Origin of the sequence: Sorangium sp. So ce426, assembly GCF_051475585.1 — a bacterium.
GTDB classification, from domain to species: domain Bacteria; phylum Myxococcota_A; class Polyangia; order Polyangiales; family Polyangiaceae; genus Sorangium; species Sorangium cellulosum_B.
On the sequence record NZ_CP150341.1, the window covers coordinates 6,862,608 to 6,883,034 of the forward strand.

General features: G+C 70.6%; 19 protein-coding genes. 10 read left to right on the forward strand and 9 right to left on the reverse strand.

Going from position 1 to position 20,427, the window contains the following annotated elements:
* Positions 1 to 40: 40 nt before the first annotated feature.
* Entirely contained in the window at positions 41 to 967 is a 927-nt protein-coding gene (locus WMF44_RS25440) for a PAS domain S-box protein (protein ID WP_437292623.1), read from the reverse strand.
* 637 nt (positions 968 to 1,604) lie between these two features.
* Here WMF44_RS25440 and WMF44_RS25445 point away from each other — a divergent pair.
* Complete coding sequence (locus WMF44_RS25445) at positions 1,605 to 2,354, forward strand: hypothetical protein (RefSeq protein WP_437292624.1); 750 nt, start codon at positions 1,605 to 1,607, stop codon at positions 2,352 to 2,354.
* A gap of 59 nt (positions 2,355 to 2,413) precedes the next feature.
* The gene (locus tag WMF44_RS25450) at positions 2,414 to 2,677 is read left to right on the forward strand and encodes a hypothetical protein (protein ID WP_437292625.1); all 264 of its coding nucleotides are present in this window, start codon (positions 2,414 to 2,416) and stop codon (positions 2,675 to 2,677) included.
* A 503-nt stretch (positions 2,678 to 3,180) separates the two neighbouring features.
* Here WMF44_RS25450 and WMF44_RS25455 read toward each other — a convergent pair.
* The gene (locus tag WMF44_RS25455; protein WP_437292626.1) at positions 3,181 to 3,663 is read right to left on the reverse strand and encodes a hypothetical protein; all 483 of its coding nucleotides are present in this window, start codon (positions 3,661 to 3,663) and stop codon (positions 3,181 to 3,183) included.
* Between the two features lie 161 nt (positions 3,664 to 3,824).
* Here WMF44_RS25455 and WMF44_RS25460 point away from each other — a divergent pair, with 161 nt between their 5' ends.
* From WMF44_RS25460 to WMF44_RS25480, 5 genes are all read left to right on the forward strand, one after another.
* The gene (locus WMF44_RS25460; RefSeq protein ID WP_437292627.1) at positions 3,825 to 4,616 is read left to right on the forward strand and encodes a hypothetical protein; all 792 of its coding nucleotides are present in this window, start codon (positions 3,825 to 3,827) and stop codon (positions 4,614 to 4,616) included.
* A gap of 69 nt (positions 4,617 to 4,685) precedes the next feature.
* Complete coding sequence (locus WMF44_RS25465) at positions 4,686 to 4,970, forward strand: hypothetical protein (RefSeq protein WP_437292628.1); 285 nt, start codon at positions 4,686 to 4,688, stop codon at positions 4,968 to 4,970.
* A 400-nt stretch (positions 4,971 to 5,370) separates the two neighbouring features.
* A complete protein-coding gene (locus WMF44_RS25470; RefSeq protein ID WP_437292629.1) occupies positions 5,371 to 5,871 on the forward strand; it encodes a hypothetical protein in 501 nt (166 codons plus the stop codon).
* Positions 5,781 to 7,457 carry a tetratricopeptide repeat protein gene (locus tag WMF44_RS25475; RefSeq protein WP_437292630.1) on the forward strand — a complete coding sequence of 559 codons (1,677 nt, stop codon included), beginning with the start codon at positions 5,781 to 5,783 and terminating at the stop codon, positions 7,455 to 7,457. The genes WMF44_RS25470 and WMF44_RS25475 overlap by 91 nt, the downstream gene beginning before the upstream one ends.
* A 464-nt stretch (positions 7,458 to 7,921) precedes the next feature.
* Positions 7,922 to 8,878, forward strand: coding sequence for a hypothetical protein (locus WMF44_RS25480; RefSeq protein WP_437292631.1), 957 nt, complete (start codon positions 7,922 to 7,924; stop codon positions 8,876 to 8,878).
* Between the two features lie 55 nt (positions 8,879 to 8,933).
* Here the strand turns inward: WMF44_RS25480 and WMF44_RS25485 are convergent, their stop codons facing one another.
* Together WMF44_RS25485 and WMF44_RS25490 are read right to left on the reverse strand one after the other, a co-directional pair.
* Positions 8,934 to 9,917, reverse strand: coding sequence for an aldo/keto reductase (locus tag WMF44_RS25485; RefSeq protein WP_437292632.1), 984 nt, complete (start codon positions 9,915 to 9,917; stop codon positions 8,934 to 8,936).
* Positions 9,918 to 10,069: 152 nt separating this feature from the next.
* Entirely contained in the window at positions 10,070 to 11,944 is a 1,875-nt protein-coding gene (locus tag WMF44_RS25490) for a N,N-dimethylformamidase beta subunit family domain-containing protein (RefSeq protein ID WP_437292633.1), read from the reverse strand.
* Between the two features lie 844 nt (positions 11,945 to 12,788).
* Between WMF44_RS25490 and WMF44_RS25495 the strand changes: the two genes are divergently transcribed.
* Positions 12,789 to 15,098: a hypothetical protein gene (locus WMF44_RS25495; protein WP_437292634.1), complete on the forward strand. Its 2,310-nt coding sequence runs from the start codon at positions 12,789 to 12,791 to the stop codon at positions 15,096 to 15,098.
* An 87-nt stretch (positions 15,099 to 15,185) separates the two neighbouring features.
* Here the strand turns inward: WMF44_RS25495 and WMF44_RS25500 are convergent, their stop codons facing one another.
* Positions 15,186 to 15,608 carry an ADP-ribosylation/crystallin J1 gene (locus WMF44_RS25500; RefSeq protein WP_437292635.1) on the reverse strand — a complete coding sequence of 141 codons (423 nt, stop codon included), beginning with the start codon at positions 15,606 to 15,608 and terminating at the stop codon, positions 15,186 to 15,188.
* 291 nt (positions 15,609 to 15,899) lie between these two features.
* Between WMF44_RS25500 and WMF44_RS25505 the strand changes: the two genes are divergently transcribed.
* Positions 15,900 to 16,448 (forward strand): EF-hand domain-containing protein, encoded by a 549-nt coding sequence (locus tag WMF44_RS25505; RefSeq protein WP_437292636.1) that lies wholly within the window; start codon positions 15,900 to 15,902, stop codon positions 16,446 to 16,448.
* Positions 16,449 to 16,505: 57 nt separating this feature from the next.
* On the opposite strand, the gene WMF44_RS25510 is transcribed toward WMF44_RS25505, so the two are convergent.
* The 3 genes from WMF44_RS25510 to WMF44_RS25520 form a co-directional block, all read right to left on the reverse strand.
* The gene (locus tag WMF44_RS25510) at positions 16,506 to 17,000 is read right to left on the reverse strand and encodes a hypothetical protein (protein WP_437292637.1); all 495 of its coding nucleotides are present in this window, start codon (positions 16,998 to 17,000) and stop codon (positions 16,506 to 16,508) included.
* Positions 17,001 to 17,096: 96 nt separating this feature from the next.
* Positions 17,097 to 17,492, reverse strand: coding sequence for a hypothetical protein (locus WMF44_RS25515; RefSeq protein ID WP_437292638.1), 396 nt, complete (start codon positions 17,490 to 17,492; stop codon positions 17,097 to 17,099).
* Between the two features lie 109 nt (positions 17,493 to 17,601).
* The gene (locus WMF44_RS25520; RefSeq protein WP_437292639.1) at positions 17,602 to 18,177 is read right to left on the reverse strand and encodes a hypothetical protein; all 576 of its coding nucleotides are present in this window, start codon (positions 18,175 to 18,177) and stop codon (positions 17,602 to 17,604) included.
* Between the two features lie 382 nt (positions 18,178 to 18,559).
* Here WMF44_RS25520 and WMF44_RS25525 point away from each other — a divergent pair, with 382 nt between their 5' ends.
* Entirely contained in the window at positions 18,560 to 19,384 is an 825-nt protein-coding gene (locus WMF44_RS25525) for a hypothetical protein (RefSeq protein WP_437292640.1), read from the forward strand.
* A gap of 78 nt (positions 19,385 to 19,462) precedes the next feature.
* On the opposite strand, the gene WMF44_RS25530 is transcribed toward WMF44_RS25525, so the two are convergent.
* Positions 19,463 to 20,317, reverse strand: a complete 855-nt coding sequence (locus WMF44_RS25530; protein ID WP_437292641.1) for a hypothetical protein — start codon at positions 20,315 to 20,317, stop codon at positions 19,463 to 19,465.
* Positions 20,318 to 20,427 lie beyond the last annotated feature (110 nt).

A 20,427-nucleotide genomic window follows, 5' to 3' on the forward strand; every position in this document is an offset into this window, starting at 1 on the left:
GGACAGGCGCGCCCTCTCCGGCGCACGCCGAGGCTCGGCGCTAGCTGCCCAGGCGGGCCGGAGGTGGAGAGGCGGTGAGCCCGCGCCGCAGGGCGAACGCGATACCCTCTTTCAGGGTCCGGAGCGTCACGATGCCGCCCACGCCGACGCCCTGCGCGACCAGCGTCTGCGCGATCCGCGGCTGGATGCCGGTGAGCACCACCTGGGAGCCGAGGAGGTTCACCGCCTTGGCCAGCCGGATGAGCGAGTCGGCTACCTGCGAGTCGATGACCCCCACGCCGGTGATGTCGAGGACCACCGTCCTGGCGCTGTGCGTGACGACCCCGTTGAGCACCGTCTCGAGCGTCGAGGCGGCGCGGTCGCTGTCGAGGAAGCCGATCAGCGGCACCGCGATGACCTGATCCGCCACCGGCATGAGCGGGGTCGACAGCTCGCGGACCATCTGCTCGAGCCGCTTCGTCTTGTCCGCCACGCGCAGCTCGAGCTCGCCGTTGAGGCGCCTCACCTCGTCCTCGGCGTGCCGGCGCTCGGTGACGTCGACGCCGATCGCCTGGAACTCGGCGAGCGACCCCCCCTCGCCGAGCGGGGCGCGGTTGGTCCAGTGCAACCAGCGGACCGCGCCGTTCGGGAGGATGACGCGGTGCTCTGTGTGGACGATCGGGTTCTCGGGGCCGAGCTTCGCGAACTGCCGGGCGAGGTACGGCCCCTCCTCCTCGGGGACCATCGGCATGAAGCGGTGGCCGACAAGCTCCTCCCGCGTCTTCTCGAAGTACCGGCAGTAGATGTCGTTGACGAAGGTCAGCGTGCCATCCATCCGAAAGCGGCAAATGAGCTCGGTCTGGTCCTCGACGATGCCCCGGTAGCGCGCCTCGCTCTCCCGCAGCGCGGTCTCCACGCGCTGCTTCTCGGCGAGCTCCCGCTCGAGCTCGGCGTTGCGCCAGCGGAGCACCTCCAATTCCGCTCGCATCGCAGCGAGAACATCCGCTTCGCCGTTATTCATGATCCGGTGATTCCTTGGCGCGCCGTGTGGACAGTTACGTCCGTCCTAGCTATCTTATCAAAGGACGACCCCGCCGGGTGAACTTCGAGCACGAGGAAGGCACGCGCAGCGCCTCCGACAGCGCATGTCCTCCTGTCCCGTCGACGCACCCTGACGCAGCGGATCCGCTGCCTGCTCCACGCATCTCGCGGTGGGTTCCGTGTGCGAGCGTACGCTTCAGGGCGCGACGACTCCACGGGCCCGGATGAGCCGTCGCCCCGCCGCAGGACAGGCACCCAGGGCCGCGCGGGAAGCGCCGTGAACGTCATGGCTCGATGCGTGGCGCTCACCGGCGGACCGAACACCGCGCTGACAGGCGCACAGCGCGCCTCGACGGACATGGCGACTCCGCGGCGACCCGACGAGAACCCACCGGAAGGCCACATCGCCCCCGCGGGCCCCGACCCCACCGCGGGAGCGAACGTAGATGGCGAGCGCGTCGCTCCCCGAGGGAAGCACCCACCGCCAACAAACCACAAAGACATACATCAACCTACCAAAATCACAAAATGTCTTCGTTAACTGATAATTTTTTCTCCGTCGATACAATGGTCACGTGTATCACATGCCTGTGTCAGCACGTGCTGCGCGGGTGAAGGGCAGTGCCGGAGGTGGGCCGGAGCCGGCGTCGAGGAAGCGCGGGCGCGGCGTCACGCTCGACTCGCTGGAGGCGGTGCTCCGCGCCAGCGCCTCGCCGCGGGAGTGGGGCAGGTTCGTCGAGGCCACGGGCATGTCGGCGATCCCGGGTGCGGGGAAGAGCGGGACGAAGGTCGACTACTCCGCTTATTTCTACGCGCTCCCGACGGGGACGACCGCGGAGGTGGAGCCCCTGTACCTCTACGGAGATCTCCGTCCGGTCCCCGGGGAGGAGACGAGCGCCCACCTCAAGCTGCGCTGGGAGATGATGCCGGAAGGGTCCATCCCGCAGCGGATCAAGGGCTCCAGCCGCGCCGTCGGAGGGTGGCCGAAGGTGCTTCACCGCATCGCGACAGGCTGGCCAGGGGGCGAGGTGGCGAGCGTCGATGTGACGGCGACCTTCGTGATCGATGAAGGGGCCTACAGGCCGATCCCGGCGCTCAGGCTCAAGTCGAGGCCGTCGATCGCGCGCTCGCACCGGCTGACCCAGACGGCCGTCGCGTGGTCCGTCGATCCGCCGAGCGGACCGGTGGCGCGGCTGTCCGTCGCGCTCCTCCGCGCGACGGAGCTCGTCCTCGTGGCCTCGGGGCGACACGCGCTGACGCTGGGCCCGGACATGGCAGCAGAGCTGGAAGGTGCGGTATGGGAAGGCGCCCGCAGGTTCCTCAAGGCGACGTGACCGCGCCCGGGCGCCGGCGCTCGCCGCGCGCTTCCGCGAGGCTCTGGTCGGGGGGCGAGGTGACGCAGCCGCCCTCCACCGCGAAGGAGCCGGAGACGATGCGCGTGTCGCGCACCACGGTCTACGAGCTCGGAGGCCCGGAGACACCGCCGACGCTCGCCGCGCACGAGGAGCGCCTCCGCAGCCTGGAGCAGCAGGTCGCGCAGCTCGGGATCCAGGTGGAGGAGGGCGTCGGCCGCCTCGCGCGGCAGATCAAGCACCTGCGGCGCGACGTCGACGGGCTCGCCCGCGAGCCGGCGCGGGGCGCTCGTCGGCCTGGTTGACGGGTACGGCAGGAGCGGCAGGAAGGCGCGCGCCAAACGGCTCACCGAGGTAGGGGTCGGCGAGCCAGGGCCGAGCCGACCGCCGGCCCTTCCAGGCAGGCTGGGGCGACGCGATCTGGGCGAGCTCGGCGAGCGAGGCGCTCGCTGCCGGGAGCGCTCGCGCCGCTCCGTCCACCGCCGCTCCGTCCACCGCTGCCCGGCCGCGCGACGGGACCGGAAGCGCCTGGGCGTCACCTGGGGCGCGCCGGACGAGCAGATCACCCGACGCGCCTTCACCGCGTTGCGACACGAGGTCTCCCCTGTGGAGTCGACTCGCCATGAGCCGACAGTCAGGCCGTGCGCGACGGACTAGAGCCGCCGGGGCGGTGACGCAAGGTCAATAACGCCGAGCTGCGCGCGCGGAAGGACCGCCGGAGCATTACGCCGACGCGTCGTAATTTCTCATCCGACGAGTCGATTCAGCGCATTACGGGAGCCGGTCCGATTTTGTCTGCCAAAGAGGCTCACTGCGCCCGCCGAAGCGTGGCGACGCCCTTCCAGGGTGGCGTCTGCGCATGAACGACGAGCTCTCCCTGGGCCGAGAACTCGCACAGCGCCTCGTAGGCGACCCCCGCCTCGTCGTAGGAGACCAGCTTGAACCGATCCCACGCGGGATCGCGGATCTCATAGGCGCGGTCCACGTGGAGGCCGGGCGAGTCGGCGAGGATGCGCTTTCCGTCGAAGCGGACGACCAGGTGCGCGTACTGGAACTCGAGCATCGACGCGAGCATCGGCTCGAGCGGGACCTCGGGCTCGAACCGGACGAGCCGGAAGCTGCCGCGCAGGCGCGCGTCGATCGACGCGAGCTCGGCGCCCGCTTCGGGCCCCCTGGCGGCGCTCGATCCGCAGCCGGCGGCCAGCGCGACCAGGAGCGCGGCGCAGGCGGCGAGGAGGAAGCGGGAAGCGCGGGATGGACGCGGGGAGAGGCGGCTCGCCGAGGGCGACATGGGGCGGAGCTTAGGGCGGGCGGACGGACAGCGCAAAGCGGCGCAGGAGCGCGCGGCCATGGGCACGCCGCAGGAGAGAGCGCGAAACCTCTTCCTGCCGCGCCCGCTTCCGCTCACGCTTCCACCTCGAGCGCCGTGGTCGCGCTCGCGGGAGGGGGAGCATGACAGACGTCCTGAGAGGCACCGATTTCATCGCAGGCCTTCCAGAGCACGCGTGCGCCGCGCGCGAGGAGGCCATCCTCGAAGCGGTGCAGGCCGGCCACGTGGCGCCGATCTCGTGGGTCCCTGTGTACAGCCAGCTCGACGAGCGCCGCGCGACGTTCCTCGTGAGCGCCGACGCGCTCCGCATCGGCGACGCGGAGGACTCCGTCCGCGTCAACGCCTCGGCCCGGACGGCCCAGCGAATCGCGGATCTGCTCGAGTGCGCGATGCTGACGACGCGCCTCTGCGACCTCGTGTGGGAGCAGGCCACCGTGCGGATCCCGCCGTGCATCGGCGCCCCGGACGCCTCGATGGCGAACACCTCGCGCATGCTGGAGCACCACCGCCGCCTCGAGGAGCAGGTCGCGGGGAGGACCGGGCTCATCGAGAACGTCGGCAAGCACTGGGTACTGACCAACCGCCTCGCGGACCGCCCCGACCGGGCCGCCAACTACGGCTGGTTCGACCCGGGCGCGGCCCACAGGCACGGCCAGCACACGCTGTGGCAACCGCTCGGGCTCGCGCACGATCCGGATCATGTGGACTACTCGCAGGTCGTCCGCCTCGTGCGGCGACGGTGCACGGTCGACGGCGAGGAGCGCGATCTCCTTGAGGTGATGACCGACCCGGCGCTCGCCGGTCTGGTCTCGTCCGAGGGCCCCCTGCGCGTCCTCCGGCTGCCCGGGGTGCCCGAAGAGGCGAGGCTCGCGGCGTGCCTGCGGGAGCGCGCGGAAGTCGCTGCATCGAAGTAGCCGCGAGCAGGACAGCAGGCGTTCCGGTTCCCCGCGCGGCCAGGTGGCCTCGGCGATCTCGTCGTGCGCGTGAGCGCCCGGATCGACGCTGCGGACGCCGCTCGCTCGATCGCTGGCATCGCGAAGCGCCCGTCCAGCGTCTCTGCCTCCAGCGGCGGCGATGACGGGCCCAGCTGCCCCGGCGACGGCACGCAGTGCAGCTTCCGCGGCGGCGCCGACCCGCCCGGCAATGTCGGGCTCGCCGTCTCCCTCTTCGGCCTCACCCTCGTCGCGCGACGCCGCGGCGCCGGGGGAGCGCGCAGGCCAAAGGCGAGACCGCCGGAGCTCCCCGCGCCTCTGCCTGGGACGCCTTGACGGGCGACCTCCCGCGGCCTCCTTGGCGCCCGCGTGCGCTCCGCGGTACCGTGCCGCGCGATGACGGTCCCGCGTGAAGATCTGAAGCGCTTCTACGCCGCCTGCGATCCGAACAAGTCCCTCTCGGGGACGGACGAGCGGTACGTCCCCCTCGACCGGGCCCGTGGCAGCATCGGGCCGAGCTGCGTGGACCTCCTGGAGCAGACGGTCCTCATCGCCGAGGAGTCCTGTCAGCTCTTCACCGGGTTCCCCGGGACGGGGAAGACCACCGAGCTCCGCCGGCTCCAGCAGCGCCTCGACGAGGCGAAGGACCTGCCCACCCACGTCGTCTACGTCGATCTCGAAGAGTACATCGACATCTCTCGGAGCGACCTACGACGGCGAGCCGCTCGTCCTGCCCATGGTGAAGGTCGCGATGCCCGGGGGAGAGGAGCCGGTGCGGGAAGGCATCGCGTGCTTGACGGAGGTCATCGGCAAGCGGCTCGATCTCGAGAGCATCTTCGGCGCCGAGCCGTCGCGCGTGCTCGACCCCATCCTCCTCGCGACGGGCGGTTATCCGCGGGATCTCCTGCGCGTCGTGCGCAATCTGCTCACCTCGGGCGGCGGCTTTCCGGTGACGCCCGAGCAGGTCGAGCGGCAGATCGACCGGCTCGCGCAGGACTACGCGATGGCGCTCTACGGGGACGAGATCGACGTGCTCGTCGAGGTCGCGAAGACGAACGCGGTCCCGCTGGACAACGACGGAGAGGTGGCGCGGTTCATCCGCCTGCTCGATCGCTGGCTCGTGCTGGCCTACAGGAACGGGAAGGAATGGTACGACCTGCATCCGATGGCGCGCCGGGATCCGAGAGTCCGAGCGCGCCTGGCGAAGCCGAGCTCGATCGCGCCGAGCGGGGGCTGAGCCCGACCGCGGAGGCGCCGCCGTTCGCGCGGCCCTACCTCGGGCACTTCGCGGAGCTGCGCGCGGCGCTCGCGCTGCACGAGGGCTTCGTGCTCGCGCCGGTAGAGGTGCCTTCGATGGACGTCGGCCGCGAGCTCGCGGCGTCGTTCGAGCGGGCGGGCACGAAGGTAGCGCGCGTTGTGGTGACGCCGGGGCAGGGCGTCGAATTCGCGGCGACCTTGCTGGCCGTGCCGGCGAGCGAGGTGGACGTGGTTGTCGTGCTCGGACCGCGGGACGTGACGGACGACGTTCGCGAGGGCCTCAACCGGCTCAACTTGCAGCGCGACACGCTGGCGAAGCGGCTCGGGAAGACGCTGGTCTGGTGTGGGCTCCGGACGTTCCTGAACGCGACGTGGGAGGAGGCGCCGGATCTCTGGTCGATCCGCGATCTCACGTTCCGGATTCCGCTGCTCGGCCTGAACGACATGCAGCGAGCCTCCTCGACGGCGATGCCGGGGAGCTCGGAGGGCGATCGCGACGAGACGCCGCGCCTGATCGAGGCGGCGCGGAAGGTCGGGGATGACAGGAACCTCGGGCGGTTGCTGCTGCGTCATGCGCAGGAGCTCCTCTCTCAGGGAGAGCCACGGAGCGCCGAAGCGCGTCTTGCCGAGGGAGCCGCGATCCTGAGAGGCCTCGCATCGTTGCACGGCACCTACGAGGAGGCGCTCTGCGAGGAGCTGCGGGGGGACGTCGACATGCGGCTATATAGCCCCCGCGAGGGCGTGGCCGCCTATGGTCGCGCGCTGGCGATGTACCAGGCACTCGAGCGAGCCGCGGATTGCGGACGCATCTTCTTGAAGCGCGCAGAAGCGTCGGACGATGAGGAGACGAGCCTTCAGGATCTGGAGCGAGCGCTCGTTTCGTTCGACCACACAGGAGACCGCCTCGGACAGGCAAACGTCCTGAGAGCACGCGGCGACCTCCGACAAAGAAAGGACGACCTCGACGGCGCTCTCCTCGACTACGAGCACGCTCTGGAGCTCTACCTCCTCGTCGACTCTCGCCTCGGACAGGCAAACGTCCTGAAAGCACGCGGCGACCTCCGACGAAGAAAAGACGACCTCGACGGCGCTCTCCTCGACTACGAGCGCGCTCTGGAGCTCTACCTCCTCGTCGACTCACGCCTCGGACAGGCAAACGTCCTGAAAGCACGCGGCGACCTCCGACGAAGAAAAGACGACCTCGACGGCGCTCTCCTCGACTACGAGCGCGCTCTGGAGCTCTACCTCCTCGTCGACTCACGCCTCGGACAGGCAAACGTCCTGAAAGCACGCGGCGACGTGGAGCTCACCCGCGAGAACCCCGCAGCCGCCCTGCCCCACTACGAGGCCGCGCTGGCGCTGTACGAGGCCATCGACGATGCCTTCGTTCTCTCCAACGGCCTCACCAACCTCGCCGCCGCCCACGCGCTCCTCGGTCAAGCCACCGAAGCCCGTGTCGCCGCCGCGCGCGCCATCCCCCTCGCCAAGCGCGCCCAGAACCGCCACGCGCTCGAGCTCGCCACCGCTGTCCTCTCCGCCCTGCCCTCCCCACCCGACGCCCCGTGACGAGCTCCTCGCCCCTGCCCACCCCGCCTCCTGGGCGAAGACCTGCACGCTCCTGGCGGTGGTGGTGTACTTACCCCCCGCTGCCAGAATGATGGAACCGCCAAGCCGCCACAAGACGCCAAGATTCTTGTGTTTTTCTTGGCGTCTTGTGGCGCGCTTGGCGGTTCAAAAGACCCCACTTTCGGTCCAATGACCCCGCCGCCCGAAGCGGAGCGCGATCTGCACGGGCTGGCGCCCAGTGGAACGCGCCTTCGTGCCGCGCGGATGTCCCCGCCGCTGTGCCCCGCGCGCTTGGCCATTCCTGCGCAACGCCGCCCCGATTGCGCGAGTTCCTGCTCAACTTGAGCAAACCAGCGCAGGCCTCCCCGCGCTCGCGCCGCGCGGCCTCGCGTCCCCGGAGCGCCTGGCCAGGTCGTGGGCCCTCGACGCGGGCGTGGCACGGAGCGTGATTAAAGGATCGCTCCATGACCGACAGAACTCACAGGCTTCTCGCCAACACGCCTCGTCGAACGTACCGAGCCGCGCCCCTGCTCGCCGCGGCGTTCATGATGGGCTGCACCGCCGCGTCGACCGAGGTGGACGACGCCGCCCCTCTCGCCCAGCCCTCGGCTGACGGCGGGCTGCGCTTCGCGAGCGAGCACGACGCGCTCGGGTGGGTCGCCAGGCGGGCCGAAGAGCTCGAGATGGGCCCGGTGACGGTCGAACGAGACGAGGGCGGCCGGCCCATCAAGGTGGCCGGCGTGTCGATCGGCTCGCCCGACGAGATCGCCGTGGCGAAGGCGAGCTTGATCGGCGAGCTGGGTGGTGAAGACCGTGCGGTCGAGATCGCGGGGGAGCGCTATCTCCTGGAAGACCATGAGTCCGGGCTGTTCGCCGCGGTCGCCCACTGCAACGGCGGCCTCTGCACGAACGACGAGTCGTTCAAGAACGACTACGTGTTGTACCGAGAGCTCGGCAGCCGAACCTCGGTGACGTCAGGGGGGTTCGAGACCCGGCGCCAGACGATCCAGGGCAGAGCAGAGTACGAGTGCGTCGACCTGCCGGGGCCCCTGCCCGTCAAATGCACCGGCTACTGCACGTATACGTCCGGCTGCCCTTCCGGCTTCACGGTGGAGAGCACCGCCGGCTACCCCACGTGCAGGACGACCTGCGTCGGCCAGGTGCGCAACGTGACGCTCTCGATCTCGATCGAGGGCTTCGAGTTCTACGAGTCGAGCGGCATCCTCGTCCCCTCCATCCCGGCACGAAGCGGCACGACCCACGACTCGAGCCTCGAGGTCAAATACTGGGAGTACGGCATCGGCATCGACTCCGTGATCTCGGACGCCAATGGGCTGTGCGGCTCACACTCGACGTCCGGCCCGGACGGGTTCGTCGTCGCCAAGAGCCACTGGGGCAGCGTGCCCACCGCGTGCCAGTAGCCCTCCCTCGGCGCTCGCAGCCGCGGGCCGAGCCGCGCTCTTCAGGCTGCCTCGGTCACCGGTTCACGAACTGCATGCCGGCCTCCGGATAGCGGAGGCCGACGGCCGCGCCCTTCGGCACCACCGCGTCGAGGCGCCGCAGATCGCTTTCGGTCAGCTCGATCGCCGCCGCGGCGACGTTCTCCTCGAGGTAGCTGCGGCGCTTCGTGCCGGGGATCGGGACGATGAAGTCCCCTTGCGCGAGCACCCACGCGAGCGCGAGCTGCGACGCCTTCACGCCCTTCTCCCGCGCGACGCCCTCGACCTTCGCGACGAGATCGAGGTTCCGCTGGAAGTTCTCGCCCTGGAATCGCGGCGAGATGCGGCGGTAGTCGTCCGGCGCGAGATCCTCGAAGCGCCGGATCTGCCCCGTGAGGAAGCCGCGGCCGAGGGGGCTGTACGCGAGGAAGCCGATGCCCAGCTCGCGGCACGTGGCGAGCACGTCGTCCTCGGGATCACGCGTCCAGAGCGAGTACTCCGTCTGCACCGACGCGAGCGGGTGCACGGCGTGGGCGCGCCGGAGCGTCGACGAGCTCGCCTCCGAGAGGCCGATCGCGCGCACCTTGCCGGCCTTCACGAGGTCCGCCATCGCGCCGACGCTGTCCTCGATGGGCGTCCTCGGATCCACGCGGTGCAGCTGGTAGAGATCGATCACATCGACGCGCAGGCGCCGCAGGCTCGCGTCGCACGCCGAGCGGATGTACTCCGGCGCGCCGTTGATGCCGCGGACCGTGACGTCGTTCGGGTCGCGGACGATGCCGCACTTGGTCGCGAGCACGACGCGATCGCGCCGGCCCGCGATGGCCCGGCCGACGAGCTCCTCGTTCGTGAAGGGACCATACATGTCCGCGGTGTCGAGCAGCGTGACGCCGAGCTCGATGGCGCGGTGGATCGTGGCGCTCGACTCGGCCTCATCGCGCTCGCCGTAGAAATCGCTCATGCCCATGCAGCCGAGGCCGAGGGCGGAGACCTGGAGAGTTCCGAGCTTGCGTGTGTGCATGGTTGGGCTCCTTGGCGCCGCGGAGAGGCGGCGGCGGACGCCACCGTAAGAGGTAGCGGGCGGCCGGAGTCAAGAGGCAGCCGGCGCGGCGGCGCGGCGACGAACCGCCGTGGCGGTCTTCCGCCTATCCGGGGCAAGTTCCCGCTGCAGCCTTAGAAACCGTCCCTCGCCAGCAGCGCGCCCGTGCCCGTCGCTGCGAAGAGCCTCCCCTGCGCGCCCGCGAGCGCGCGCACGTCCTTCGCCTCTCCGATCGAGACCCACGGGCTCTCGTGGCGCACCGGCGCCCGCCATGAGAGGCGCCCCTCCCCCGTGACCGAGTACACCTTCCCGTTGATCGCCGCCATGGCGACAACGCCCTCCGCGCGCCCGATGGGCTTCCACGGGACGTCGCCGCCCCGCGTGGGGCGCGTGAGCAAGAGGCCGCCGCTCGTCGCGGCGAACAGATCGAAATGGGTCGTGGCCATCGCCACGATACCGGGCCCAGCGCCGACCGGCCGCCAGACGACCTCCTCGCGCAGGGGGTCGCGGAAGAAGAGGCGCCCGTCGGCGGTCACAAGGAAGATCCCGATCGGCTGCTCCGCCTCGGCCTCGACCGGGCACGCCATGGCGACGACGCCGCGGGCCACCCCCGCGGACCTCCAGGGGAGGTTCTGGCTCGACGGCTCCCGCCACAGCAGCGCGCCGTCCTCGGTGGCCGCGAAGAGGAGGCCCTCGGCGCCCGTCATCGCCGCGATGCGCGGCGCGCTGCCCACCCGCTGCCAGCCGTGCTCGGGGTACCGGCGCGAGAGCTTCTCGAGCACATTGCGCGTGATGCGCTCGATCTCCGGAGCGGTCCCCCTGTCGAACGGGGCCGCCCAGTCGACGCTCGCGGCCGTGAACACCGTGCCTCCGCGGCGGTAGATGCCCATGGTCGCGAGCCCGCCTTGCCCCTGCGCCCGCCATTGCCGGAGATCGGCGACGGCCAGCACCACGAACGTCGGCGGCGTGCCGCCCAGCCCGGTCGCGCGCGCGATCCCGTCGACATCGACGAGTTCGGCCGCGTCGGTCTCGTAGCCGACCGAGCCTCTCCCGAAGGCATCTCCGAGCGCGAGCCCCGTGCCGTCGAAGACCCAGTGCTCGGGGAAATTCACCCGGTAGACCGCCTCCTTCTGCGCCTCCGGGTCGAGCCAGTTGCCGGCGCCGACCCGGTAGCCCACGCCCGTCATGTGGTTCTCCGGGCGATCCACGGGGGCGCTGGCCCATTGCACGGTCACACGATCGTTGTCGATCCCCGCCAGCGGATCCTCGACGGCGTCGCGGTAGCAGACCATCGTGCGGCCCTGGTCCTCGATGCGGACCTGCCAGTAGCACGTGTTGCCGCTCAGGAACGCCACGTTGCCGCCCGAGCGCACGAACGCCTCGACCGCATCGCGCATCTCTCTGGACCAGTACTCGTCGTGGCCCGTGCTGACGAGGAGCTGAACACCTCGCAAGAGGTCGGGCTCCGCGTGCAGGTCCATGCTGGAGCAATAGTCGACAGCGATCTGCTCCCTCTCCAGCCAGCGCACGAGCGGCAGCGCGCTCTTCGCTTCCGTGCCGCCGGGGCGCTCGAAGGACACCCTCCTGGAGCGGTCCGGCGAGGCCCATGGATAGAGCCGGTTGCCACCCCAGCCATTGTAGGCCTGGTCCGTGAAGAACGGGATGCAAACGAGGATGCTCGCGCCAGGGGCGCGGGCTCTCACCACGAAGCGCAGCGACGCCTCCTCGCCATCCGCGTTCTTCAGGGTGGCCAGATAGACGCCGCTCGGCCAATCGGGAGGGACGAGCCATTCATGGGCGCGGGGCCAGCCGCAGCCCACCGCGTAGGCGTCCGGCGGCGTCGCGTGGGCGCCTGCGGAGAACCTGACAGAAGCGCCGAGCGACGCGCGCGCCCCGATCCGCTCGATGGCCATCTGCACCGCGGGATCTGCCGCGGTGTTGCTCACGTGAAACCCGAGCGCCTCTCCCTGCATGACCGATTTGCGCGCGGTATACGCGTCGATAGCCATGAGCCTCCTGCCCTTCCGCTCCCCCCGGGAGCAACGGGCGGGCCGCGGTCGGGCGTGCGGGGGGGTGACGGCCACGCCCGGAATCACCGCACCAGGAATCACGGCCGTTCCGTGGAACGGAGTCCAAGCATTTCGGAAACGTCAAGCCCCGATCGCGGAACCTCCCCCGCCACCCGCTCCGCCGCGCTCGCGGGCGACAGACCACGCTCGGACCACCGGGCGGAGGGTGCCGACACCTTCCCGGCAGAGATGAAGCTCTGGCCGGAAGCTGTCGACACCCTCCCGGCAGAGATGAAACTCTGGCCGGAAGCTGTCGACACCCTCCCGGCAGAGATGAAACTCTGGCCGGAAGCTGTCGACACCCTCCCGGCAGAGATGAAACTCTGGCCGGAGGCTTCAGACAGCCGTCACACTGCACAATTCACATGAGGGTGTAATCGTCGTAGCTCGCGCGCTCAGGAGGGCGGAGGCCCATCCATCAGCGGTAGCACCTCGCAGTGACCATCACAGCATCAAGCATCGCATCGTCCCTTGGGTGCTCGCCCGGCACGCCGGGCGCTCCTCCATCACAGACCGCGCGACCTGCTCTGACTCAGTCGACGCGCACGTGCGTGCGCGACGGCGCCGCCCAGGAAGCCCGTCAGCAGGATCGCGCCGAGCGGAGCGCTTGACTTGCGAAGCACACCGCCAGAGGCTCTGCGCCATGAGGGGCAGGAGCAGGGCAGCAGCGGCGGCGGTCTGGCTCTGGGCCGTTGCCACGGTTGCGCCTGGCGGCTGCGCGCAGAATATCCGCGTGGAGCCGGGCGACGGTGGGCAGAGCCCAGGGACGGGTGGCGCAGGGGGCATGTCGGAGCCAGGACCGGCGACGGTGCACCCCGAGCGGCTGGTGCAGGGCTCGGTCGACAAGATCGACCTCCTCCTGGCGATCGACAACTCGAGCTCGATGGCCGACAAGCAGGACGTCCTCGCCATCGCGATCCCCGACCTCGTCCACGGTCTCGTCAACCCGCGCTGCATCCACGAGGCCGGCGCGATGCCCCCGACCACGGTCGCCTCGCCCATCACGCCCTGTCCGCAGGACTACGAGCGTGAGTTCGCGCCGATCAAGGACCTTCACATCGGCATCATCAGCTCGAGCCTCGGCGGCCACGGGTCGGGCGCCTGCCCGGGGACGACGAGCGCCTCGAACGTGGACATGGCGCACCTCCTCGCGCGCAGCGACGAGAACTCCACCACAAACGACCTCCCGACCTACCTCGACCGGGGCTTCCTGGCCTGGGATCCGGATCAGAAGCTCGACGGCGAGCCGGAGACGCCGGATCCGCTCGACGGCGAGGCGGACATCGGCCCCAATGATTCGAACGCCGACCTCAACGACACGTCGCTGGTCGGGCAGCTCACCGCGATGGTCAGGGGCACGGGGCAGACCGGCTGCGGCTTCGAGGCGCAGCTCGAGAGCGTGTACCGCTTCCTCGTCGACCCGGAGCCCTACGCGACGATCAGCGTCGACCCGGCCACCGAGTACATCGTCGTCTCCGGCGAGGATGCCGTCGTCAAGAAGCAGCGCGCCGACTTCCTGCGGCCGAGCTCCCTCCTCGCGATCCTCATGCTCACCGACGAGAACGACTGCTCGATCCGCGAGGAGGGCATGGACTACCTCGTCGCGGAGACAGCGCCGGGCTTCCGGATGTGGCGGCCGCGCGCCGAGTGCGCCCAGGACCCGGGCAACACGTGCTGCAGGTCGTGCCGCCAGGATCAGACGGGCTGCACCGAGGACCCGGCGTGCACAGGCCCGGACGGCGACGCGGCCAGGCTGACCGCCGCGGAGGACCCGATCAACTCTCGCTGCTGGGACCAGAAGCGCAGGTTCGGCTTCAACTTCCTCTATCCGATCGACCGCTACAGGCGCGCCTTCACCGAGGCGGAGATCCCGAACCGCAGGGGCGAGCTGGTCCCGAACCCGATCTTCAGCGATCTGAACCCGGACGACCTCGACTACGGCATCCGCGATCCCGGGCTCGTCTTCTTCGCCGGCATCGTCGGCGTGCCATGGCAGGACATCGCGCGCCAGAACGCGCAAGGCCAGCCCGACCTGCTGAACGGCCTCAACCAGGAAGGCGAGCCGGTCGGCGGGCTCAAGAACGCCGACGAGCTCAGCGCTCCGGTGGGCGACCACGGCAGCACCTGGGAGCTCATCCTCGGCGATCCCGCGAAGTACCAGGCGCCGAAGGATCCCTTCATGGTCGAGTCGATGAAGCCTCGCTCGGGCGCGAACCCGATCACCGGCGACACGATCGTCCCGCCGGAGGAGACCGGCTGGAACGCCATCAACGGCCGCGAGTACACGATCCCGGCGGAGAGCACGGGGGACCTCCAGTACGCTTGCATCTTCGATCTCCCCAGGGACGCGGTGAAGCGCTGCGATGGGCAGGCTCAGAGCTGCGACTGCAGAGCGGTGGGGGGTCAGGCGACCGACAACCCGCTGTGCGAGCCGGAAGCGGGGAACGACCAGGAGGATCCGGGACCCAGGTCGACGACGCAGATCAAGGTGAAGGCCTACCCGAGCCTCCGCGAGCTCCAGCTCATCCGGGAGCTCGGCCCCCAGGGCATCGTCGGCTCGGTGTGCCCGCGCCAGCTCACGGACGCCAACGCGGCCGACTTCGGCTACCGGCCGGCGATCGGCGCTGTCATCGAGCGTCTGAAGACGGGGCTCGACAGCCGGTGCCTGCAGCGCACGCTGACGCCCGACGCTGGAGGGGAGGTCGCCTGTCTGATCCTCGAGGCGCGCAACTCCCAGGGCGCGTGCAGCTGCGCTGACATCCCGGCGCGCGCCGACGTCACGGAGGAGCACGCGGCGGCGAAGGAAGAGGTGCTCGCCGATCCGATCGCAGCGGCCGCCGGCTGGGATTGCGTGTGCGAGATCGAGCAGCTCGCAGGCGCAGAGGGCGAGGCGTGCAGGCACGACGCGAGCGACGATGTCGAGGCGGGCGGCGAGCCGGTACACGGGTGGTGCTACGTCGACCCGGCGAACGGTCGCGGCGACCCGGCCATCGTCGCCGACTGCCGGGCGGACGAGCGCCGCAAGATCCGGTTCGTCGGCGGAGGGGAAGCCCAGCAGGGGGCCACGCTGTTCATCGCCTGCCCCGGCGAGTAGGCCGTCCGCGTCCACCGGGAACAGGACGCGGCTGGTCGTTCGAGCTACGTCTCGGGCCGCAAGGGCAGGCCAAAGAGCTCCATGGCCTCACCTTCCCTTCGTGGGCGGGTCGCGGAGCCAACCGAGGGGGAGGCGGGTCGCAGGATCGATGTCTCCCTGAAACTTCGGCCCGCAATAGACCTCGGTGACCTCGATGGTCCCGACGAGATGCCGGTTGAACTCCTCCAGCTCCTCGGCGGGCACCCAGAGCTCCTCGTGGGAGCGTCCGCCCGCGATCTGCACAGGATACCTGCGGGCAAAGTCGTCCTCGACCTCGAACCGCGTCACCCACCCCGCGAACCCGGAGGTCTCATCGGCGGTGTTCCAGTCGCGGGCGATCTTGCGCGCGTACTCCTCCGTCAGCACCGGATAGAAGATCGGCTGATGCGACAGGCGCGGCGGGAACGCGCGATAGCCGGCCTCCGCGATGAGCCGGAGCTCGGCGAGGCCCACGGGTCGGTACAAGATCATCGTCGTCTCCGCTTCCTTTATACCCCCGCTGGACGTGGATCTCAGCGTCCGCCTGCCGGAGCCGGCGCGGCGACCTCGATGCGACGCGCGGAGGCTCACACCGGCGGGCCGCGCGCGGCCCCTGCGCCCGGGCAGGTGGTGGCGGGCCGGGGCCGAGCGAGGAGCCGTGGCGCACACCCGCGCCCGCTGAAAAAAGATCGAGGGGCGCGTAGGGAGGGCGGCCCGGGGCGCGTCTCACGAACAGAAGCCGGCAAGAACAGGCTGGCCCTTGCACCAAGGAGCACGACCCCCATGACCCTCGCCCTCTTCTCCCACAAGACCCACAGCGCGATCCGTCGCCTCGTCCTCGGCAGCTTTCTCGCGGCCGCCGTCCTCGCCGGCGGCGGAGCGGCCTACGCCGCGAACGGCGCGGGCGGAACGGGGGGCAAGCCGGCGCTGCACCAGGGCCAGGGCAAGGACGCCCGCCGCCAGCACGGCCCGAAGGACCCGGCCCGCCTCATCAAGCGCTTCGACAAGAACGGCGACGGCAAGCTGACCGTCGCCGAGCTCCCCGAGAAGGCGCAGAAGCGGCTCGGCAAGGCCGACACGAACAACGACGGCACCCTGTCGGCCGAGGAGCTCAAGGCGCACGCCGAGCTGCGCATGAAGGACCGGGCGGCGAAGCAGAAGGCGCGCTTCGCCAAGAAGGACAAGAACGGCGACGGCTTCCTCACCAGGGACGAGGTGGGTGACAAGCGCTGGGAGCGGGTGAAGGCGGCGGACGCGAACCGCGACGGCAAGGTGAGCGCCGACGAGCTGCGCGCGGCGCGCCCCGCGCGCAAGGCGCCGGCAGCGCGGTAGCTCCGAGGCGAGCGCGCGGCGAGCCGTGGCCGGCGAGCCGTGGCCGACCTGCTCCGTTCACGGCTCCGGCGCGGACCGGACCAGCTCATCACCGAGCGCTCGCAGCGCGCTCTCCAGCGCCGGCAGGTCGCTCCCCTCGATCTCCCATTCCTTCCGGCTGTAGTACTTCGCGGCGCCCCGCGGAGCGCCGCTCAGATCGAGGCAGTAGTCGAAGCCCTTCACATCACACGGCCGCGCATCGAAGGCGACCTCGTGCCTCGATTTGTCCTGCGGGAAGAGCAGCTGCACCTTGTCGTTGCCGCGGAGCTCGTAACGAAACAGGGCAAACGAGCCCTCGTACTGGGACGAACGCCGGAAGACGCCGATCGGCTCGTCGGCGAGCAGCACGACGAGCTCGACGAGGTCCGTGTCGCCCTTCGGGAGCCGCTCGATCCAGACGCGGCCGACGAGCGTCTTCGGATCGGAAGCGCGCGAGCTCAGGAGCCCGTAGCCGGCTGCGACCCCCGCGAGCGCGATCACCGTGGCCGTCACCCTCCTGGAAACGCGGTTCATGGGCGGCATCCTACCCCTCGCAGCGCCGCGAGGGGCCCGAGATCGAGGCCCGCGGTCCGCCTGCCGCGGCGGCGGGGAGCCGCCGAGCGCGCCCGCTCAAGAGCCGAGCGGCGCGCCGCAGCGATCGCAACCCTTCGTTCGGTACGAGTGCTTCGCCGCGCAGTTCAGGCAGTGCTTCGGCAGGAAGTAGAGGAGCGCCAGGCCGACGCAGGTGACCACCCCCACGATCCCCCACGCGCCGCTCCGGCCGCGCATCTTCGCGTAATACACGAGGGCGGTGATGAACAGGGCGACGCCGAGGAGCGAGATGGCAGCGTTGTCCATCGCGCGCCCCACCGATTGCAGAAGGAACCCGGGCACCCCGCACAGGAGGCTCAAGTTGCTGTAGCGACTCAGCTTCTTCTGGATCTCGAGGCGCTGCTCCGGGCTGATCTGCGCGACGTCCGCGGCGTGAGGCTCGATGGAGGCAGTCGGAGGTGCATAAGGGTTCATGCGTTCTTCCTTCCCGGCGCGCGTTCAGGCGCGGTCTCGCTGGGCGCCGCGCGCCGAGGATCCCAGGTTATGCGCCTTCCCCGACCCGGAATAGCGGGATCCGGCGAGGTCAGCGCCGCGGCGCCGTCTCCTCGCCGGAGGCCGTCCCCTCGCCCGGCGCTGTCTCCTCGCCGGCGCTCGCTGCGGCCGCGGCGCCGCGCTTCCTCGGGCGCTTCGGGAAGAGCGGGAGCTGCCGCTCGAGCACCTGGCTCCGCCAGGCGAGCAGGGTCTGCGCGCGCCGGCGCGCCGTCTCCTTCCCGATGCCCGCGGTGAAGCGGAAGATGCGCCGCGCGAGCGCCTCCCGCGTCGGCGCCGCGGACTCGAAGAGATCCGGCGCGACCTCCTTCACGACCTCGCACGCGAAGATCGCGCGCCTGAGGTGCGTCCGCTCGTCGGCAGAGCCGGACGAGGTGGCGAGGAGCTCGCGCGCCGCAGGCGTGATCGAGGCGCCGTCGTCGCCGAGCCAGCCGAGGACGCGGGCGGCGGCGAGCGCATAGCCGACGTGCCGCAGGGAGATGCCCGTCTGCTCGGAGATCCGCTCCTTCTCGGTCACCCCGCCCGAGAGCGCCTCGAGCACGCGCCGCACGTTGGCCAGGTTGTCGGCCTGGGGGATCTCGGCGCTGTGCAACAGGCGGGTCGTCGGCATGGGCGGCAAGGAACCCCGACCCCCGGCCGGGAGACGACACCATAGCGCGCCACGGCACGGCGTGGGTCTCGAAGACGCCCGCCGGGGCCGGGCGCGCCTTCGCCGCACCTCTCCAGCGCGCACGCCGCGCCGGCCGGGTCGGGAGGGCCCGGTCCCTGTGCCAGGGCTGTCTGCGCCTGGCACACGTGGCGCAGCGCGCTGGCGAGCGCGCTCGGGAAAGCGCCTGGATTGCGCGGAGCGCGCGATGGAACGGTTGCTGCCAAAGCTGCCAGGGCGGACGCTCGCGTCGAGCCCGCCGCGGCCCTCCGGGACATCGCGCCTGAAGGAGGGAGCGCTCCGGCTCTCCCCTTTACAGCGCCCTCGCGTGTTCCAGGTGCTCCCCATGAGATCTTTCCTTCGCGCATCGACCCGCTGGCGAGCGACTCCCGTGCTCACCCTCGCCCTCGCGCTGCTGTGTCTCCACTGCGGCTCGAGCGTCGAGGCGGACGCGATGGGCGGCGGCTCCACCGGCGAGGGCGGCGGCGGTAGCTCCACCAGCGAGGGGAGCGTCGACAGCACCTCGACCGGCGAGGGCGGCGGCGGCGCCGGAAGCTCGAATGGATCGGGCGCTGGCGGCTCCACGGGGAAAGGCGCCGGCGGCTCCGCTGGCGAAGGCGGCAGCTCCACGGGGGAAGGCGGCGGCGGAAGCTCCACGGGGGCGGGCGGTGGCGGCGGGTGCCGCCTGCCGGACGACCCCGCTGTGTTCGAGATCGGGACCGGCGAGACCTGCTTCGAGAGCATCGAGGAGGGCGCCACGCTCCCGGTGATGGCCGGGCCCCAGGGCGGATATCATCTCTGGTTCGCCGTCGGCTGCAGCGATTGCGGCGCGAGGGTCCGCGTGCGGTACAGCGTCAAGGACCCTGCGACCGGGGACATGTTCCCGCCTGGCGTGCCGCAGGAGGGGATGGTCGAGCTCCTCCCCGGGGAGTTCCCGCACGCGTTCGGGCTCATCGCGTTCCTCCCGGGAGGGCAGTGGGAGCCGGAAGCCGTGCTCGAGGAGGGGACCCACGTGATCCTCGCGGCGGAGGCGCGCAACGACGACGGCTCGACGAAGCACGCGGCGCAGGTGGAGGTCGTCCTCGGCGCCACCGTGGCCTGGGGGCTGCCGTGCAGCGACGATCCGGCGACCTGCGACGCCCCCGGCGGGGCCCCGTGCTGCACCGACTGAGCGATGCGGCGCGGAGCCCATGTTCGGTGCGCCCGGTGCGGATCTCCCGACGTGCGCGCCGAGCGACGGCGGCGTGGTTCAGAAGACGACGGCGCCGGGCGAGCAATACTGGTCGAGGAGGGGCGAAGGCGTCGCCGACACGTTGGCGTCGTCCACGTAGTAAACGGCCGGCCCGCCGATCGTGTAGATAAGGACCTGGTTGTTGAACGACGTGCCGCAGGTCTGGAGGTACTCCCACTTTCCGGTCTGGGTCGAGGTCCTGGTGGTGTAACCCGTCCCGCCGCTGCCGAGCCCTATCGTCACCTGCCCGGTCACTGTATAGACCCAGACGCTGAACCGCAGGTAGGCGTTGTTCGGCGGCGGGCTTGCGGAGGTCCAGTACTGCTGGGCGATGCCGCCGTTGGTCGTCGTCGCGGACACGAGGAGGCTGCGCTTGTTGGCCGTGTGCACGACGTCGGTCTTGAGCCATGTCGCGATGGCGCCGTAGTTCAGGTCATTGCTCGTTGCAGGCCAGGAGTCCGCCGCGGTGCCCCAGCCGGCGAACCAGGACGCGTTGGCGCTGCCATGATCGATGAAGCCCGACGGGATGCCGGCCTGCGCGTTCTCGAAGCCGGGGTTGATAAGCAGGTTGACGATCGGGAGCTGGAGGAGGACGAGGGACTGCGCGCCGCCGGAGCCGACGACGATCTCCGGGGCAGACTTCCCGGCGGGGCTCGGCGCCTGCTGGGCGAGGGCGTCCTCGGCCGGCGCCGTGTTCTGCGCGCCGATGCCTTCGGACGGCTGCACCTCCACCGGGGCGCGGGCTGCCTCGGGGAAGGCGGCGGCCTCCTCGACGTCCATGAGCCCCTCGTCGTGAGGTTCGGAGTCCGAGACGCATCCGACGAGGGCGAAGGGGACAACGAGGCTGCTGAGGATGAATGCGGTAGATTTCATGACGGGTTCTCTCCGGTCGGGGATTGATGGATCGATTGACTGTCCTTCCCCCTGAGCACGCTGAGCACGCAGCGTGCCGGCTCGACGGGCGTGGATTTGCGGTGATCTTG

What these genes read in the sequence shown, in the direction of transcription:
- WMF44_RS25440 (WP_437292623.1), bottom strand. Translation starts at nt 967, where the DNA reads ATGCGAGCGGAATTGGAGGTGCTCCGCTGGCGCAACGCCGAGCTCGAG.
- WMF44_RS25445 (WP_437292624.1), top strand. Translation starts at nt 1,605, where the DNA reads ATGCCTGTGTCAGCACGTGCTGCGCGGGTGAAGGGCAGTGCCGGAGGT.
- WMF44_RS25455 (WP_437292626.1), bottom strand. Translation starts at nt 3,663, where the DNA reads ATGTCGCCCTCGGCGAGCCGCCTCTCCCCGCGTCCATCCCGCGCTTCC.
- WMF44_RS25460 (WP_437292627.1), top strand. Translation starts at nt 3,825, where the DNA reads ATGACAGACGTCCTGAGAGGCACCGATTTCATCGCAGGCCTTCCAGAG.
- WMF44_RS25470 (WP_437292629.1), top strand. Translation starts at nt 5,371, where the DNA reads ATGGTGAAGGTCGCGATGCCCGGGGGAGAGGAGCCGGTGCGGGAAGGC.
- WMF44_RS25475 (WP_437292630.1), top strand. Translation starts at nt 5,781, where the DNA reads ATGGTACGACCTGCATCCGATGGCGCGCCGGGATCCGAGAGTCCGAGC.
- WMF44_RS25480 (WP_437292631.1), top strand. Translation starts at nt 7,922, where the DNA reads ATGACCGACAGAACTCACAGGCTTCTCGCCAACACGCCTCGTCGAACG.
- WMF44_RS25485 (WP_437292632.1), bottom strand. Translation starts at nt 9,917, where the DNA reads ATGCACACACGCAAGCTCGGAACTCTCCAGGTCTCCGCCCTCGGCCTC.
- WMF44_RS25490 (WP_437292633.1), bottom strand. Translation starts at nt 11,944, where the DNA reads ATGGCTATCGACGCGTATACCGCGCGCAAATCGGTCATGCAGGGAGAG.
- WMF44_RS25495 (WP_437292634.1), top strand. Translation starts at nt 12,789, where the DNA reads ATGTCGGAGCCAGGACCGGCGACGGTGCACCCCGAGCGGCTGGTGCAG.
- WMF44_RS25500 (WP_437292635.1), bottom strand. Translation starts at nt 15,608, where the DNA reads ATGATCTTGTACCGACCCGTGGGCCTCGCCGAGCTCCGGCTCATCGCG.
- WMF44_RS25505 (WP_437292636.1), top strand. Translation starts at nt 15,900, where the DNA reads ATGACCCTCGCCCTCTTCTCCCACAAGACCCACAGCGCGATCCGTCGC.
- WMF44_RS25510 (WP_437292637.1), bottom strand. Translation starts at nt 17,000, where the DNA reads ATGAACCGCGTTTCCAGGAGGGTGACGGCCACGGTGATCGCGCTCGCG.
- WMF44_RS25515 (WP_437292638.1), bottom strand. Translation starts at nt 17,492, where the DNA reads ATGAACCCTTATGCACCTCCGACTGCCTCCATCGAGCCTCACGCCGCG.
- WMF44_RS25520 (WP_437292639.1), bottom strand. Translation starts at nt 18,177, where the DNA reads ATGCCGACGACCCGCCTGTTGCACAGCGCCGAGATCCCCCAGGCCGAC.
- WMF44_RS25525 (WP_437292640.1), top strand. Translation starts at nt 18,560, where the DNA reads ATGAGATCTTTCCTTCGCGCATCGACCCGCTGGCGAGCGACTCCCGTG.
- WMF44_RS25530 (WP_437292641.1), bottom strand. Translation starts at nt 20,317, where the DNA reads ATGAAATCTACCGCATTCATCCTCAGCAGCCTCGTTGTCCCCTTCGCC.